Source organism: Xenorhabdus doucetiae (assembly GCF_000968195.1).
Lineage (GTDB): Bacteria > Pseudomonadota > Gammaproteobacteria > Enterobacterales > Enterobacteriaceae > Xenorhabdus > Xenorhabdus doucetiae.
In genome coordinates this window covers 2,118,631-2,136,319 of record NZ_FO704550.1, presented here as the reverse complement: position 1 = coordinate 2,136,319, position 17,689 = coordinate 2,118,631, and the positions used below count along the sequence as shown (strand labels likewise).

Genomic DNA, 17,689 nt, shown 5'->3' with positions numbered 1-17,689 from the left:
CTGCCCGCGTTCAATGACAAGTAGTATATTTTCATAAAAATGACATAGATTTCCCCCTGTTAATGAAATCGTTAAAACCGAGGTTGAACTTCGTCTTATGAACACACTGGAACGGCTCCAAAATAGTCTTGATGTTTTGAGTAAGTCAGAGAAAAAGGTGGCGCAGGTCATCCTTGCTTCACCACAGACTGCCATCCATTCAAGTATTGCCACTCTGGCTAAAATGGCGAATGTGAGTGAACCGACGGTTAATCGCTTTTGTCGCCGCCTCAACACCAAAGGGTTTCCCGATTTTAAATTGCATCTGGCACAGAGCCTCGCCAATGGCACACCTTATGTAAACCGCAATGTGGAAGAAAGTGACAGCGTCACCTCTTATACACACAAAATTTTCGAATCCGTGATGGCAAATTTGGAAACGGTCAAAGGTAATCTGGATATTGCGGCCATTAACCGGGCTGTTGATTTGCTAACCCAAGCCAGAAAACTCTCTTTTTTCGGTTTAGGGGCATCAGCCGCTGTCGCCCATGATGCCATGAACAAATTTTTTCGCTTCAACATTCCAGTGACCTATTTTGACGATATTGTGATGCAACGAATGAGCTGCATTAACAGTAGCGAAGGCGATGTTGTCGTCCTGATTTCCCATACCGGAAGAACAAAAAACCTCGTCGAAATTGCGAAACTGGCCCGCGAAAATGATGCCACCGTGATCGCTATTACTTCGACAGGCTCTCCATTAGCACACGAAGCGACGCTCTCCATTCTGCTGGATGTTCCCGAAGATACCGATATTTATATGCCGATGGTCTCAAGAATTGCGCAATTAACCATCATTGACGTGCTGGCAACGGGTTTTACCCTGCGCCGAGGCGCAAAATTCAGGGATAATTTGAAGAGGGTCAAAGACGCGTTGCGTAATTCACGCTTTGATAAGCATGAATAAACCAGAAAATAGACTGTGTTTTTGTTCACTATTTATCAACTCCCCAGACTGGTAGCATAGGTAGACTTTCCCCATCTGCATATTCGCAGTACAGGGTTAATAATCAATAAATTAAATGGTTATATTACGGTAATCGAAAACGCATATACCCAATGGATTTTGAGTTACAGCAAGCAACTTGAAAAACGGAAGGTATACTTCACAAGTCAACGGAGTAATACATGTCCAGACGGCTCAGAAGAACAAAAATCGTCACTACACTTGGCCCGGCTACAGATCGTGACAACAATCTAGAAAACGTTATCAAAGCGGGAGCCAACGTCGTCCGCCTCAATTTTTCTCATGGTACTGCGGAAGATCATCTCCAACGTGCGAATAAAGTGCGCGAAATTGCGGCTCGTTTAGGCTGCCACGTCGCTATCCTCGGTGATCTCCAAGGCCCCAAAATACGCGTATCCACGTTTAAGGAAGGAAAAATTTTCCTGAATATTGGGGATAAATTCCTGCTGGATGCCAATCTGGGTAAAGGAGAAGGAGATAAAGAAAAAGTCGGCATTGATTATAAAGGCCTGCCTTCAGATGTCACAGCCGGTGATATCCTGCTATTGGATGATGGGCGCGTCCAATTGAAGGTACTGGATGTCCAGGGTATGAAAGTCTTCACGGAAGTGACTGTCGGCGGCCCCCTTTCCAACAACAAAGGCATCAATAAACTGGGTGGCGGGTTATCAGCCGAAGCGCTGACAGCAAAAGATAAAGAAGATATTATGACAGCCGCCAAAATTGGTGTTGATTATCTCGCTGTTTCTTTCCCCCGTTCAGGTGAAGATTTGAATTACGCCCGCCGTCTTGCACGAGATGCAGGCTGTGAAACCCAAATTGTCGCAAAAGTTGAGCGGGCGGAAGCCGTCAGCAGCGACGAAATTATCGATGAAGTTATTCTGGCATCCGATGTTGTCATGGTCGCTCGCGGTGATCTCGGTGTTGAAATCGGCGACCCTGAACTGGTTGGTGTACAGAAGAAACTGATCCGCCGCGCTCGCCAACTGAATCGTGTCGTGATTACGGCCACGCAAATGATGGAATCCATGATCACCAACCCAATGCCAACCCGTGCTGAAGTGATGGATGTCGCCAACGCGGTACTGGATGGGACTGATGCGGTGATGCTTTCTGCCGAAACGGCAGCGGGACAATATCCTGCGGAAACCGTTGCCGCAATGGCACAAGTCTGTCTTGGGGCGGAAAAAATGCCCAGTGTCAATATCTCCAAACATCGCCTGGATATGACATTTGACAGCATTGAAGAAGCGATTTCAATGTCCACCATGTACGCTGCCAACCACCTGAAAGGCGTCAAAGCGATTATTGCCATGACTGAATCTGGCCGCACCGCTCGCATGATGTCTCGCATTAGTTCTGGCCTGCCTATCTTTTCGATGTCTCGCCATGAATCAACCTTAAACCGCACTGCCCTTTATCGTGGCGTAACGCCAGTTTATTGTAGTTCACATACTGATGGGATCGCGGCGGCAAACGAAGCCGTGAACCGCCTGCGCGATAAAGGCTATCTCATCTCTGGGGATCTCGTACTCGTGACTCAAGGTGACCAAATGGGCACTATTGGCAGTACCAATACCTGCCGTGTGCTTGAAGTTGAGTAATTGCGATACCCTTAAATTATGAAAATGCCTTACTCCTCGCGCTGCGAGGAGTAATAATCAAAGATCTTTCCTTTTATAAGGTTCAATATCCCCTTCTTTCCGCGTCTTAAGCAATTTTAAGATCCACGTGTATTGTTCAGGGTTAGGTTTAACCAATTCTTCTAATTCTTCATTCATGCGGCGCGCAATATAGGCATCATCCTGCCCTGCAATATCATCCATTGGCGGACGGATATAAATATCCAACTTATGAGTCTGGCAGTTATAAACCGGAAATAACGGAACAACGGCTGCGCGACAAACTTTCATTAAACGCCCAAGTGCAGGCAGTGTCGCTTTATAAGTGGCAAAAAAATCGACAAATTCGCTGTGTTCTTCACCATGATCCTGATCGGGTAAATAATAGCCCCAAAAACCTTCACGCACTGACGCGATAAAGGGTTTAATTCCTGCGTCACGGGAATGCAAACGGCCACCAAAATGATGGCGTGCTTTATTCCATAAGTAATCAGCGACAGGATTACTCTGATGATGAAACATAGCTGACACTTTTTGACCGCGTGCTATCAGCAACATAGCAGGGATATCAACCGACCAGCCATGTGGAACCATAAAAATCACATTCTTGCCTTGTGCTTTTAAGGTTTGAATAATCTCTTCGCCATGCCATTGGGTACGTTCAAGTGTCGATTTCACCCCCTTGAGGCAAAGCTCCGCCAGCATAACAAATGATTGAGGTGCCGTCGCAAACATACGATCAATCAGCGTTTCGCGTTGTTGTGCCGTTAACTCAGGAAAACAGTAAATTAAATTGATTTTCGCCCTGCGACGCGCACTTTTTGCTTTTCTGCCCGCCCAAGTGCCTATTTTAGCCAGAAATGGATCACGCCATTTTGCAGGGACATAGGATAATCCTGCCAATATACCTACGCCGGCCCAAAGCCCCCAATAACGGGGATGTAAATAAGCTCGATGAAACCGAGGGACATATCCCAATTTACTATCTGTATCTTTTTCTTTATTCATGAGCTAACTCTGATGATTCCAACATTTGTTCTCAAGGTGCAAGTTTACAACAAAAAATAATATAAAAGCGGATGATATCAATCATCCGCTTTTATGTCTGTCAATAATCTGAAGCTGGTGTATTTAATCTAGCAACAATTGCGGTTTCATCTCCTGAACCATTGCGACATATTCTGCACGCTCTTTGCCACCCAACCCACCAGAACGCGGCAATTTTGCCGTGAGCGGGTTAACCGGCCGCTGATTATCCCAGAATTCAAAGTGCAGATGTGGGCCTGTTGAGCGCCCCGTACTCCCTGACAACGCAATACGTTCACCTCGTTTCACTTTCTGGCCTGGTTTTACCAATATTTTCCTCAAGTGCATGTATCGCGTGGTATATTGCCGACCGTGCCGAATGGCGATGAAATTACCCGCCGCACCATCAAATTTAGCGACAACGATTTCACCATCACCCACCGCCAGAACCGGTGTTCCTACCGGCATAGCAAAATCAACCCCTTTGTGGGCTGTAATTCTGCCGGTTACCGGATTTAAGCGGTGTGGATTGAAAGAAGAGGAGACTCTGAATTGTTTAGTCGTAGGAAAACGCAGGAAACCACGTTCCAGACCGGAAGCATTGCTGTCATAAAAACGGCCATCATTGGCACGAAAGGCATAATAATCATTGCCGCCACTTTGCAAGCGAACGCCTAACAACTGGCTCTGTTCACTTTTCCCGTCAAGCAGTTCACGGGACATCAACACAGAAAAACGATCACCTTTACGCAATTTGCGGAAATCTATCTGCCATTGCAGCGCCTTTGTCACTTCTCTGGCTTCACTGCTGGTTAACCCAGCAATCAGGGCACTGCTGTTAAAACTACCATTGACGGTTCCGGTGATAACACTGTTTTTCCATTCTCCCTTCTGGAGTTCTTGTGTTTCGTTGAACGTATCCCCTTCGCGGGTATAAACACGTGTTTCACGGCGTGATATATCCCACGTCAGCGTTTTTAAGTTACCGTTATCGTCAGTCGTCCAAGATAATGACTGACCAATACCTAAGTTACGCAATACCTTATATTGGTTTGCCAACAACGCGACATCAGAGGAATCAATACCAAACTGAGTTAAAATCGAACTCAGTGTATCACCGCTGGAAACAACATACTGATGCGGCACATTCGCTGCGGTATCAGCAGAATTACCATCATCATCCCCAATGCCTTCATTGGGGAGTTGTTCGTTCTCATCCCCAGCGACATCATCCGTTGCATCCGGAATACTATCGGGAGTACTGAGAATAATGCTACCAGTCCGTTCTTGTTCATGGTAGACAACAGGCCGCCATATCGCGATAGCCAAAGTGACTAGCGTTAAAGATCCAAGCATGATCTTGTGTGGTTTGGGCAGGTTGTTGTATACCAGAACGATAGTTTTCGCTATCTGCTGCACTAATAAAATTCCTTATTGTACTAATTCAGGCAGCTCGCGTATTGTCTTGATAGCTGCGTGATAAATTCCATGTAGCTATCTCTGTCCAATACGATGCCGCTCCCTAAAGGGTCAAGTATTCCGATACGTACATCAGTACCTTTTGCCACGGCATGAATAACGGCTGGCCTGAATTGAGGTTCAGCAAAAATACATCTCGCTTTCTGCTCAACCAGTTGTGTTCGTATGTTGTGTAATCTCTGCGCACCTGGTTGTATTTCAGGATTGACCGTGAAAACCCCTAACGGAGCTAATTGGTAGTGTTTTTCAAAATAGCCATAGGCGTCATGAAAAACGAAATAACCCTGTTTTCGTATGGGCTTTAAAACATTAGCAATATTCTTATCAGTTTGTGCAAGCTGTCCATTGAATTTACGTAGGTTTACTTCTAATTGCTGTTTTTGTTGAGGATACTGCTCAACAAGCCTTTCATATATTGCCTTAGCGGCTTCTCCGGCAATCTCTGGAGAAAGCCAGATATGCATATTATATTCGCCGTGATGATGATGTCCGTGATTTTCCTCATGTTTAGGCTGATATGATTCAGCACTCAGATTTTTGCCGTCTTCACCACTCTTCGATTCTTCACTATTCTTTAATAAGAGTGGCTTAATCGTAGACAATTCAGCGAGTGTCAGTTGTTTATTCCTTTCAATTTTAGCTATCGGTTTCGCCAAAAAAGTTTCCATATCCGGACCAACCCAGACAACCAAATCAGCTTGGTTAATTTTCTGCACATCCAGGGGCCGTAGCGCATAATCGTGTGGAGACGCGCCATCGGGCAGAAGTACCTGAGTCTTTGTGACACCATCAGCAATGGCAGCAGCAATAAAACCCAATGGGCGGATAGAGGTAATGACATCTGCCTGTACAGAGCAGTTAACTCCTGCCACCAATACAGTTGCCAGGGCGATCTTATGAAAAAATTTATGCGCGTATTTCTGTGAGTTGTGTAACATAATATGAATATTCCATGCAGAAAACTGAGTAATGTTATATTATAACATATCAATGATTCTGCAAGACACTTTTAACATGTCAACTATGATCACCCTAAAAAACATTACGGTTGAATTTGGTCACCGCAAGGTATTAAACAATATTTCATTCAATCTCAAACAAGGGAAAATCCTGACCCTAATCGGCCCAAACGGCGCAGGGAAATCCACTTTGGTTCGCGTCGTTCTTGGTTTAGTCCAACCCACTTCGGGCACTATCGAGCAAAGCCCTGCATTGAAAATTGGTTATGTTCCGCAAAAACTTCACCTTGACCCTACCCTACCCCTGACGGTTAAGCGTTTTATGCTGCTAAGGCCCAACGTGAAACCCGCAGATATCCTGCCGGTATTAAATCGGGTCAAGGCCGCCCACTTACTGGAGCAACCGATGCAAAAGCTGTCTGGCGGAGAAACTCAGCGAGTGCTCCTCGCCAGAGCCTTACTTAATCACCCTCAGCTTTTAGTTCTTGATGAACCCACACAAGGTGTTGATGTCAATGGTCAATTGGCGCTTTACGATTTAATCAACCAAATCAGAACAGAGCTTCATTGCGCGGTACTTATGGTATCCCATGACCTGCACTTAGTGATGGCAAAAACAGACGAAGTTTTATGCCTTAATCAGCACATTTGCTGCTCTGGCACACCCGAAGTCGTATCAATGCACCCAGAATTTATTGCCATGTTTGGGCGGCATGGCGCAGAGCAACTGGCCGTCTACCGCCATCATCACAATCATCATCATGATCTTAAAGGAAAAGTTATTTTGAAAAATGTTGGGGGATCACCTCGATGATTGAATTATTGCTTCCCGGCTGGCTGGCCGGTATTTTTTTGGCTATTGCCGCAGGGCCTCTTGGTTCTTTTGTCGTTTGGCGCAGAATGTCCTATTTTGGTGACACACTGGCACACGCCTCACTGCTGGGTGTTGCATTTGGTTTTTTACTGAATGTCAATCCATTTTATGCCGTGATTGCGGTGACACTCATTTTGGCCATTATTTTAGTTTGGCTGGAAAAGCGGCCACAATTAGCGGTTGATACCCTATTGGGTATTTTGGCTCACAGTGCCCTGTCACTGGGCTTAGTCGTCGTCAGTTTTATGACCAGTGTCAGGGTCGATATGATGGCCTATTTATTTGGCGATTTATTGTCTGTGACGTATGAAGATTTGTGGCTGATTGCGGTGGGTGTCACGATGGTTGCCGGATTACTGATATGGCAGTGGCGCGCGCTGTTATCAATGACAGTTAGCCAAGATTTGGCATTCGTCGATGGCATAAAAATCCAACGCCTGCGTGTTCTGCTGATGCTAGTGACAGCATTAACGATTGGGCTGGCAATGAAATTCGTCGGAGCGTTAATTATCACTTCCCTGCTGATTATCCCTGCCGCGACGTCCCGTCGTTTCTCCCGTACCCCTGAGCAAATGGCCGTTTTTGCCATTATTGTCGGTATGCTTTCTGTGACGGGAGGATTAACATTATCGGCATTCTATAACACACCGGCAGGGCCTTCTGTTGTGCTTTGTTCGGCGGTGTTATTTGCATTGAGTTTAACCAGCAAGGCCAGGAATTGATAACTTATATCGATACGACTGAAAAGAGGGCTATGATTTAAATAATCGTAACCCTTTTTTACTGGCTGTGTATTGTGGTCAGTTTAGCGTCACTCAGTCCGTCAATGCTGAGCTGATTCAGATGTACTGGGACATTGGTCGTATACTCCATGAACGTCAGAAACGACAGGAATTGGGGGCGGGAATTATTCCGAAAAGTGATCGCCCATATTTTTGGTCCAAGGACAAAAAAGGCATTGATGCGTCTGATGGCGCTGCTAGCTCCTTTCAACATGGTTGTGCTGAATTAAGATTAAATATGACACCAATAAAGGTTTTAAATGAATTAACCCCCATCGAAGCCTATACGGGGCGCACATTGCACTTATTGTGTTAATCCAGCCAACCCTATACAAAAAAATAGCCATTATTTCAGCCAGTAACTTTTGATGCCAGCAAAATTCCAAGGATAGAATTGACAGGAAGCACAGTCAAACTTCCCACACCTATGTTATTCTCTTTAATTCAATTTTAAGGAACATGGACTGATAAGGCATATCCAGAATAATGAAAAGCACTTCGAAAATTATCCTCACGGCTTGGCAAGATTATCTGAAATGCAGCGGCGCAGAAAAAAGTAAAATATCAGCCAATAAGGTACATGAAGATCATCAGCTCGTACTTAGTCAAGAAAACTGTGAGGATACTCAAAACGGAGTACGCATTCACATCACACCTAAGATGTATGAAAACTGGCGCAAGCGCTTTGTCAAATATGGTAAAAAGGGTGAAATTATCCATATTGAACCCGTCAATCTGCTGTTTCCGCTGTTACGCTGTACAGAGAATGTGCGGGGCAAATCTTACGTGAAATACCTGCCGCTATTCTCTTTCCCACTGCCAAAAGCGTTATTTGAACAAAATAGCACCTCTTTATTACTCCCGGTTAAAGATGGACAACAAATAAGCGCTTTGCCATTCGCTTTCCGTGAGATGTTTGGCATTCAGTTGGCTGAGTTAGGTGAAAATCGCCATATGATGAGCATTGTTAGCGCATTGACGGGCCGTAAATATGACACCTTCCTTGAAGCATTTAAATCGCTTCAAGGCTGGATCACAAAGCAGTCTAATAGTAAGCATCAAGGACTAGAAACTGCATTTAATGCCCTTGTTGCGCCACTACATAATGAAGATTACAACCTGAAACGAGATGCAGAAGATTTCAGTTGGCTGTGTGACAATTCCGAAGGCGAATTCCCACTGCTAGAACAGTATCTCAACCATGTTCACAGTGAGGATAATTCTCCAGACATATATGAACTGGTAACGGGAGGATTGTTTGAAACACACCATCTTCTTGGGTATGGGCAGATGGAAGCGATACAGGCGATTAATCAGGATGAACGTCTGATCGCTGTACAAGGTGCCCCTGGTACAGGTAAAACTACTCTATTTAAGTCTTTGATTGCTCAGCAATTGGTAGCGCGTGCATTGTTCATCGCTGAGGGTAATGACCGTAACTTAGGTATGTTGGTGACATCTACCGCCATAAAAGCAGTAGAAAATATTATTGACGACCTATGTAGTGACCCTCTTACACAACAACTTGACTGGCTCTGGTTTCACGGTGGATCTAAGGATCAAGTACAGAATGAACTTGTCCGATTAGAGAGACTCATCAGCCGATTGCGGCAGGAACGTTACGAAGAACACACCCAACGTGATTACTTATCTGTGTTGCTCCAACATCGTGATGAACTGAATACCTGCTATCAAACATATCTGACTGAAAAAGCCGCGGCTCTGCAGTCTGTTGTCAATTGTGGACTTGGGACAACAGATGTACAGGAACTTCCTCTACGTTTCGCTAATAAATTCACCTCATTTGCTACCCATGTTCAACATCAAGGTATCAATGCCTCACTTAACCACCCTGACGACCTTGATAACTTCGATTACTATCTGGAGAAAAGCTTGTATGTATTACGGCAGGAAAAGGAATTACGCCAGCAAGCTCTAAAGGTTTATCAAACCCTGCGAGCAACTTGGCCACTACCGCATAATGTGGAAAAAATTCTCCACTGGATAGATTCTCCACTACGTCCTGCACTTGAGCTACATTACCGTGACTATCCACGAAGGGGAATCAGGCTCCATCTTGCACGCCTGTTCGAGGGAAAATACCGAGCACGATTACAGCAAATGCAGGCTGCTGCCCCAGAGGATTTTCAACATTTCAACCTTAGCGCACTTACTCACCACCAGTTAACAGCTCTGGCAGATGCCGGAGAAACGTTGTCGCAACAGGAGGAAAAACTTCAGCTACTGAAATTGCTCCTGCATTCTGAACCTGATGCCCAGCAAGAAAAACGCCTGTTAAGCCTCAGAGTCGAAGTGGCAGATCTGCAAAGCCAATGGCGTAAGGTAGTGTATGCACAACAGATGATGGCTCAGTATCAGCAGCACTATCCGGAAGGTAACTGGTGTGACATCTTACGTAAACGTTTTATCAATCAGCATCGAGAAATGTTTGAAATGGCTATTGGCTATCTCTGGCAGGAACAGCTGAAACGGAAAATAGAATTAGAAGAGGTGTTGACCCATTGGCAGGCTCTGGTTAATGGACGCCGCAGCGCAGGTTATTATCGCTGGCTGGATAAGCTGGATGAATTCTATTCTATACTGTCGTTGGCATATCCGGTGATGGCGACTACGCTGGTATCCGCTTGGAAGATGGCTGGCTATCGTAAGCTTGGTGAACTTAAAGGCCATAAACCTTGGCATCTGGCACTTTGCGATGAGGCAGGCATGATTTCGGTTGAATCACTGATTCCGTTGCTAAGCCGCAGCGAGAAAGCGATGATTGTCGGTGATCCGTTACAAATCGAACCTATCCGTAATCTCTCTGAAAATCTACAAACGCAACTGCGTGAACGCCACTTTACAGACAATAACACGTTATATGAACGAGTTTCACCTGCAACCGTTACGGCTTGGCACCGCGCTGCTGGTACTCTTTCAGGTCGTGTAAATGATATTGGCAACAGTATTATTTTGGATGAACATCGGCGGTGCCAGAAACCAATTGCTGATCTTTTTATCCGTTTGGCCGGTTATCACGGGGTTACAGTAGAAACTGCAACGCCTGACGAACGTATCGCCAGTGCTTTTGAGAAATCAGGCGGTCACCATTTGATGTTCTACAGCGTAGAAGGTCAGAAAGGGGATGCCGTGAACACTAACCTCGACGAAGTCGATGCCATTGAACAACTACTGGATAAGCTGGAAGAAGCGGGTTATGACCTGACCACTGATATTGGTATCGTTACCCCTTACACCAACCAAAAGTCATTACTAAGTAATCGCTTCGCTCAGCGCATGAATCACGATCAGAAAAACTGTATCGGTACTGTACATCAGTTCCAAGGGGTAGGATTTGAGGTCATTATTTATAGCCCGGTAATTTTTCATCCCCTTGATAATCCGAATTTTCAAAATGATTCTCCTAATATGCTAAATGTAGTGGTTTCACGCGCTAAACAACAACTAATCATCGTAGGTAACTATCATCGACTGCAACAAGCAGGAGGTTATCTAAAGGTACTCGCCGATAGCGTTGCGGAAGATTTTCTTCTTGAGCAAGGTAGTCAGCACCCGCAGTTTGCAAGCCTGAGCCAGACTCCACGTTTACAGCGTTATTATCGTGACTGTGAACACATTGCCGCATTCAGCGCGTTGATAGCACAGAGTAAAAAGGAGGTGATAGTGATTACACCGTGGATTCGACGAGGAGGGAAGCAGTATCAACGGCCTGAACTGGCACAACTGTTGGCTACGCAGCAGCGTGGCGTGAGCGTCAAGGTCTATTACGGTTATTATCATCAACGCTTAGATCGTGCAGATGATAATGATCAAACGCTAATTGCCGAGTATTGTGAACAACTTGGAAAAGAAAATGTTATCCGTCTAACAGAAGGTACACATGAAAAAGTACTGATGATCGATGGGCGTTACATTATTCTCGGTAGCTGGAACTGGCTTTCCCATGGTTACCACGATAGCTGCCAGCGTAGAGGACAATTCAGTAACGCCATTCGTCATGAGATAAGCGCCGAATTGGATGACGTTACGTTTGTGAAGGAACTCAGAGATCGACTGGGGCTGGAATAACCTCAACGTTGAACTCGGGAGACCAAATTGTCTTGAATTATCGGTACGCCCCCTGAGTGTAGTAGTACATTAAATCCGGACACCTCAAAAGCCTGCTAATGTTATTAACATGACAATGAGGTATGACAATGAAATTGAAACCGACCAAACGCCACTATTCCGTTGAATTTAAGCTGGAAGCGGTTCAGCAGGTTGTTCTCCATCATCAACGATTGATATCGCCTGTTCACTGGCCGTTGATGCCAGTACCTAAGATTATCCAAAGCATGAGCCGCTGAGGCTGCTGCTATGATAATTCGCCGATGGAACGGGTATTCCGGAGTCTGAAAAGCGAATGGGTGCCACCGGAAGGCTAACTTAGGTGGGTAAGTGGATTGGGCACAAACATCCAGCTCTTGGCAATGCCCCAGAGCTGGTGATTAAGGGAACGATTATTCGTTGTTTTTTATTGAGTCACTGTCCTTACTCAACCCAAAATGCCGATAAGCATGATGGGTTGCAATTCGTCCTCGTGGCGTTCGTTGAATAAATCCTTGTTGGATCAGGAAAGGCTCCAGCACATCTTCGATAGTTTCTCGCTCTTCACCAATCGCCGCGGCTAAGTTATCCAATCCAACGGGACCACCCATAAATTTATCAATAATGGCAAGCAGCAACTTACGATCAAGGAAATCAAATCCGGCAGAATCCACATTCAGCATATCAAGGGCTTGGGATGCGATATGGCTGTTAACAGAACCATCACCTTTCACTTGAGCAAAGTCCCGCACCCGACGCAATAACCGATTCGTGATACGGGGCGTGCCACGGGAACGCATCGCAATTTGTCTTGCCCCGTCATCGGAAATAGCTAATCCCATATAACGCGCACTACGGGAAACAATACTCTGCAAATCATCGACATTGTAGAATTCAAGGCGCTGTACGATCCCAAAACGGTCACGCAAGGGTGACGTTAAAGAACCGGCGCGCGTGGTCGCCCCTATCAACGTAAATGGCGGGAGGTCAATTTTGATGGATCGAGCGGCTGGCCCCTCGCCAATCATAATATCCAGTTGATAATCTTCCATTGCAGGATAGAGGATCTCTTCCACAACCGGCGATAAACGGTGGATTTCATCAATAAATAACACATCATGCGGTTCCAGATTAGTGAGCATGGCAGCAAGATCCCCTGCCTTTTCCAATACCGGGCCTGATGTGGTACGAAGATTAACCCCCATTTCATTGGCAACAATATTTGCCAGCGTCGTCTTACCTAATCCGGGGGGGCCAAAAATCAACAGGTGATCCAGCGCGTCGCCACGTTGGCGTGCCGCTTGGATAAAAATTTCCATCTGTTCACAAACATGGGGTTGCCCGACATATTCAGACAGAAACTTCGGCCGAATCGCACGATCAATGGCTTCATCATCTTGCAGAACTTCTGCTGAAACCAGGCGGTCAGCTTCAATCATCACTTAACTCCTGTGATTACAGAGCCGCACGAAGCGCTTCTCGAATAAGGGTTTCACAATCTGCGCCCGGTTTAGCCACTTTGCTCACCATCCGGCTGGCTTCCTGCGGTTTATATCCCAAAGAGACCAGTGCGGCGGCGGCTTCTGCTTCAATCTCAGCAGCCGAATTCGCTTGTTTGCTGGCAACAGGTAAATTAATATCGCTACTTTGCTTAAACAGATCACCATTAAGCCCCTTAAAGCGATCTTTCATCTCTACGACGAGTCTTTCGGCCGTTTTTTTGCCGACACCCGGCAATTTGACCAGTGAAACGATGGCTTCTTGCTCTATGGCTGTAACGAATTGTTGGGCAGACATGCCCGAAAGGATGGCCAGTGCTAATTTTGGCCCCACCCCGTTGACTTTAATCAGTTCGCGGAAAAGTGCCCGCTCTTGTTTATCATTAAAACCGTATAATAACTGGGCATCTTCACGCACAATAAATTGGGTAAATAAGATCGCTTCCTGACCAATTTCAGGCAGTTCATAAAAGCAGGTCATTGGCATATGAACTTCATAACCGACGCCATTCGTTTCCAATAAAACCAATGGTGGCTGTTTTTCCAATACAGTTCCTCTCAGACGCCCTATCACTGTTTACCCCTTGAAAAATTATGAAACTTCCTGACGCCTCACGGCGCAAGGCGTCAGGAAGTGATCTATGATGTTGAAATATCATTTAGCTTATAGCATAAAAAAAGCTGGACGTATATCCAGCATCGACTATTTCAAACGGCCTCGCGTCAAATTTAACCGTGCATCACCGACCCGCAGTAAATTTTGGCTGAGATGACAATGCGTAATCGCAATCGCCAAGGCATCGGCGGCATCAGCCTGTGGATTTGCCGATAATTTCAACATTGAACGGACCATATGCTGAACCTGACTTTTTTCGGCCGCTCCCGTACCGACCACAGTCTGCTTAACCTGACGGGCGGCATATTCAAAGACAGGAATAGACTGGTTAGAGGCCGCGACAATCGCGACACCGCGCGCCTGACCCAGTTTCAAGGCAGAATCGGCATTTTTCGCCATAAAAACTTGCTCGATGGCAAACACATCAGGCTGGAATTGGGTAATAATTTCGCTAATTCCGGCATAAATCTTTTGCAAACGACTGGGTAAATCATCGACTTTTGTGCGAATACAACCGCTGCCGAGATAGATAAGTTGCCGTCCATACTGGCGAATAACGCCATATCCCGTGACTCTGGAGCCAGGGTCAATACCAAGAATAATCGCCATATCGAACTGTTTGCTTAAATTTCGTTAAATCTCGCTTACATCGGTTCGTCTGTGATATGGGATAAAAACGTTAGAGAAAGTGCCCTGCATTGAGGAACACTTTCTCTACGCTGTGACCCCTAATGCCTAATTACAGCAGTGCTGCAACCTCATCAGAGATTTCACCATTATGATAAACTTCCTGCACGTCGTCAGAATCTTCCAACATGTCAATCAGACGAAGTAATTTCGGCGCAGTTTCTGCATCCAGTTCCGCTTTGGTAGATGGGATCATCGAAACTTCCGCAGAATCGGCCTTGAAGCCGGCGGCATCCAGTGCGTCTTTCACATCGCCGAAAGACTCTGGAGTAGTATAGACGTCAATTGCGCCATCATCATAAGTTTCAACATCGTCAGCACCCGCTTCCAACGCCGCTTCCATCACCGCATCTTCATCCAAACCCGGTGCGTAGGAAATAACCCCTTTTTTGGTGAACAGGTAAGAAACAGAACCATCAGTTCCCAGGTTACCGCCGGTTTTGGTGAACGCATGACGAACATCAGAAACGGTACGGTTACGGTTATCACTCAGGCACTCCACCATCACCGCCGTACCACCGGGGCCGTAGCCTTCATAAATGATGGTTTCCATGTTATCTGAATCGTCGTTACCCACCCCACGGGCAATCGCGCGGTTCAAGGTATCACGTGTCATGTTGTTGGACAGCGCTTTATCGACGGCAGCTCGCAACCGTGGGTTAGAATCGGGATCACCGCCGCCCAATCGCGCAGCCGTGACCAATTCACGGATAATTTTAGTGAAAATTTTACCGCGTTTTGCATCCTGTGCAGCTTTGCGGTGTTTCGTATTGGCCCATTTACTATGACCTGCCATGAAAATATCTCCGGTAAAACGTCTTGTAGACTAAATAACAAATTCTTCAATTGCTTGCCGATTGCTCCACGACTTCGTCAATCTGGCCGCGTCTTCCACCGCCAGCCATTGATAAGCCAAATGTTCAGTCAGCAAGATCTCCCGCTCCGCAGGTAGCGCCAAAGAGAACCAATGCTCTTTGTTTCGCGTGACCCCCGGCGCGTATCGATGGCGTAAATGCGAGAAAATCTCATAATAAAGACAGCGTTGGCAATCTATCAGTTCAAGATTTTCATTGATAATATCAATGCCTACCTCTTCCTGTACTTCACGTAACGCCGCCTCACGCGGTTTTTCGTCCTGTTCAAGGCTACCTGTTACCGATTGCCAAAATTCCGGATCGTCCCGTCGCTGTAGCATCAGCACCCTTTTGCTGTCAACGGCGTAAATCATAACCAGTACAGATTCAGGGCGCTTATAAGCCATTATTCGTTCTCTTTTTTAACCACTGAAATAGCCAGTTCTGCCAATGATGTTGGGTTCGCCGGGCTTGGCGCATCCGTCATCAAACAGGCCGCTGCGGTTGTTTTCGGGAACGCGATCACATCACGAATATTGTCGGTATTGGTCAGCAACATGACGAGGCGATCCAAGCCAAAAGCCAGACCAGCATGCGGAGGCGTGCCGTATTTCAGGGCATTCAGCAAAAAGCCAAATTTCTCCTGCTGTTCCTGCTCATTAATTCCCAGAATACGGAATACGGTTTGCTGCATTTCATTGCGATGGATACGGACAGAGCCTCCGCCCACTTCATAGCCATTGATCACCATGTCATACGCATTCGCGATAGCGGATTCTGGATCGCTTTCCAATTCAGAAGCCGACATATCACGCGGAGAGGTGAATGGATGGTGCATGGCCGTCAAACCACCCGCGCCGTTGTCTTCAAACATCGGGAAGTCCACCACCCAAAGGGGTTTCCAGCTTGCCAGATCGGTGAGATTCAGGTCACGGCCGAGTTTCAGGCGCAGCGCTCCCATCGCATCAGTGACAATATTTTTCTTGTCAGCGCCGAAGAACAGGATATCACCATCTTGTGCATGAGTACGGGACAGCAAGCCTTCAACCACTTCTGCGGACAGGAACTTGGCAATCGGGCTTTGTATCCCTTCCAGACCCGCAGCACGGTTGTTCACTTTGACCCATGCCAGGCCCTTCGCACCATAGATACCGACAAATTTGCCATATTCATCAATCTGCTTGCGGCTTAACTCTGCGCCACCGGGAACGCGGAGCGTCGCAACACGGCCTTTCGGATTGTTGGCCGGATCGGCAAACACAGAGAATTCCACGTCTTTAACCAGATCCGCAACATCCACCAACTCCAGCGGGTTACGCAGGTCGGGTTTATCTGAACCAAAGCGGCGCATGGCTTCTTCGAATGTCATCATCGGGAAGTGACCCAAATCGACACCTTTCACCGCCAGCCACAATTCACGGATCATTTTTTCCATGATTTCGCGCACTTGTTCGGCGGTCATAAACGAAGTTTCAACGTCTATCTGGGTGAATTCCGGCTGGCGATCGGCGCGCAAATCTTCATCGCGGAAGCATTTCACGATCTGGTAATAACGGTCAAACCCGGACATCATCAACAATTGCTTGAAAAGCTGCGGAGATTGCGGCAGGGCGTAAAATTCGCCTTTATGCACACGGCTTGGCACTAAATAGTCACGCGCCCCTTCTGGCGTCGCTTTAGTCAGCATTGGGGTTTCAACATCGATGAAACCCGCTTCATCCATAAAACGACGGACAAAACTGGTGATTTTCGCGCGGGTTTTCAAACGCTGTGACATTTCTGGACGACGCAGGTCAAGATAGCGGTATTTCAGGCGCTGCTCTTCGCTGTTGTTCTGTTTGCTGTCCAGCGGCAATGGCTCTGAGCGGTTGAAAATCATCAGGCTTTCTGCGAAAACTTCAATTTCGCCGGTCGCCATGTCTTGATTAATCTGGTGATCAGGGCGCGCACGCACGATCCCGGTAATTTGAATACAAAATTCATTACGCAGTTCAGAAGCCTGAGCAAAGACCTCTTTCTGGTCTGGGTCAAAAAATACCTGAACGATGCCCTCGCGATCTCGCATATCAATAAAGATCAAGCCACCCAAATCACGGCGACGATTTACCCACCCACAAAGAGTCACTTTCTGGCTTTCATGGGTCAGGTTCAACTGCCCACAATAATTAGTACGCATAC

Annotated in this window: 16 protein-coding genes; 7 read left to right on the top strand and 9 right to left on the bottom strand. The window is 46.4% G+C overall.

Annotated features, from left to right (window positions below):
* Window positions 1-97 precede the first annotated feature (97 nt).
* A complete protein-coding gene (locus XDD1_RS09585; protein ID WP_045970685.1) occupies window positions 98-946 on the top strand; it encodes a MurR/RpiR family transcriptional regulator in 849 nt (282 codons plus the stop codon).
* Window positions 947-1,167: 221 nt separating this feature from the next.
* Complete coding sequence (gene pyk, locus XDD1_RS09580; RefSeq protein WP_045970683.1) at window positions 1,168-2,610, top strand: pyruvate kinase; 1,443 nt, start codon at window positions 1,168-1,170, stop codon at window positions 2,608-2,610.
* Between the two features lie 57 nt (window positions 2,611-2,667).
* Here the strand turns inward: pyk and lpxM are convergent, their stop codons facing one another.
* From lpxM to znuA, 3 genes are all read right to left on the bottom strand, one after another.
* Complete coding sequence (lpxM, locus tag XDD1_RS09575; protein ID WP_045970681.1) at window positions 2,668-3,636, bottom strand: lauroyl-Kdo(2)-lipid IV(A) myristoyltransferase; 969 nt, start codon at window positions 3,634-3,636, stop codon at window positions 2,668-2,670.
* A 123-nt stretch (window positions 3,637-3,759) separates the two neighbouring features.
* A complete protein-coding gene (mepM, locus tag XDD1_RS09570) occupies window positions 3,760-5,073 on the bottom strand; it encodes a murein DD-endopeptidase MepM (protein ID WP_045970679.1) in 1,314 nt (437 codons plus the stop codon).
* Window positions 5,074-5,093: 20 nt separating this feature from the next.
* On the bottom strand, window positions 5,094-6,071 hold the full coding sequence (gene znuA / locus XDD1_RS09565; RefSeq protein ID WP_045970677.1) for a zinc ABC transporter substrate-binding protein ZnuA: 978 nt from the start codon (window positions 6,069-6,071) through the stop codon (window positions 5,094-5,096).
* 76 nt (window positions 6,072-6,147) lie between these two features.
* Between znuA and znuC the strand changes: the two genes are divergently transcribed.
* From znuC to XDD1_RS19655, 5 genes are all read left to right on the top strand, one after another.
* A complete protein-coding gene (gene znuC / locus XDD1_RS09560) occupies window positions 6,148-6,906 on the top strand; it encodes a zinc ABC transporter ATP-binding protein ZnuC (RefSeq protein ID WP_045973446.1) in 759 nt (252 codons plus the stop codon).
* Window positions 6,903-7,688, top strand: coding sequence for a zinc ABC transporter permease subunit ZnuB (gene znuB, locus XDD1_RS09555; protein ID WP_045970675.1), 786 nt, complete (start codon window positions 6,903-6,905; stop codon window positions 7,686-7,688). Before znuC ends, znuB begins: the two co-directional genes overlap by 4 nt.
* A 149-nt stretch (window positions 7,689-7,837) precedes the next feature.
* Window positions 7,838-7,978 (top strand): IS1 family transposase, encoded by a 141-nt coding sequence (locus XDD1_RS20385; protein ID WP_084721130.1) that lies wholly within the window; start codon window positions 7,838-7,840, stop codon window positions 7,976-7,978.
* Between the two features lie 430 nt (window positions 7,979-8,408).
* A complete protein-coding gene (locus XDD1_RS09545) occupies window positions 8,409-11,837 on the top strand; it encodes an AAA domain-containing protein (RefSeq protein ID WP_231854378.1) in 3,429 nt (1,142 codons plus the stop codon).
* Window positions 11,838-11,959: 122 nt separating this feature from the next.
* On the top strand, window positions 11,960-12,115 hold the full coding sequence (locus XDD1_RS19655; RefSeq protein ID WP_167541613.1) for a hypothetical protein: 156 nt from the start codon (window positions 11,960-11,962) through the stop codon (window positions 12,113-12,115).
* Between the two features lie 153 nt (window positions 12,116-12,268).
* Here XDD1_RS19655 and ruvB read toward each other — a convergent pair whose 3' ends face one another.
* From ruvB to aspS, 6 genes are all read right to left on the bottom strand, one after another.
* The gene (gene ruvB / locus XDD1_RS09540; RefSeq protein ID WP_045970668.1) at window positions 12,269-13,294 is read right to left on the bottom strand and encodes a Holliday junction branch migration DNA helicase RuvB; all 1,026 of its coding nucleotides are present in this window, start codon (window positions 13,292-13,294) and stop codon (window positions 12,269-12,271) included.
* Between the two features lie 16 nt (window positions 13,295-13,310).
* Complete coding sequence (ruvA, locus tag XDD1_RS09535; protein WP_045970666.1) at window positions 13,311-13,928, bottom strand: Holliday junction branch migration protein RuvA; 618 nt, start codon at window positions 13,926-13,928, stop codon at window positions 13,311-13,313.
* A gap of 129 nt (window positions 13,929-14,057) precedes the next feature.
* Window positions 14,058-14,579 (bottom strand): crossover junction endodeoxyribonuclease RuvC, encoded by a 522-nt coding sequence (ruvC, locus tag XDD1_RS09530; protein ID WP_045970665.1) that lies wholly within the window; start codon window positions 14,577-14,579, stop codon window positions 14,058-14,060.
* 130 nt (window positions 14,580-14,709) lie between these two features.
* A complete protein-coding gene (locus XDD1_RS09525) occupies window positions 14,710-15,453 on the bottom strand; it encodes a YebC/PmpR family DNA-binding transcriptional regulator (protein ID WP_045970663.1) in 744 nt (247 codons plus the stop codon).
* Window positions 15,454-15,483: 30 nt separating this feature from the next.
* Entirely contained in the window at window positions 15,484-15,918 is a 435-nt protein-coding gene (gene nudB / locus XDD1_RS09520) for a dihydroneopterin triphosphate diphosphatase (protein WP_045970661.1), read from the bottom strand.
* On the bottom strand, window positions 15,918-17,687 hold the full coding sequence (aspS, locus tag XDD1_RS09515; RefSeq protein ID WP_045970659.1) for an aspartate--tRNA ligase: 1,770 nt from the start codon (window positions 17,685-17,687) through the stop codon (window positions 15,918-15,920). The genes nudB and aspS overlap by 1 nt, the downstream gene beginning before the upstream one ends.
* Between the last annotated feature and the right edge of the window lie 2 nt (window positions 17,688-17,689).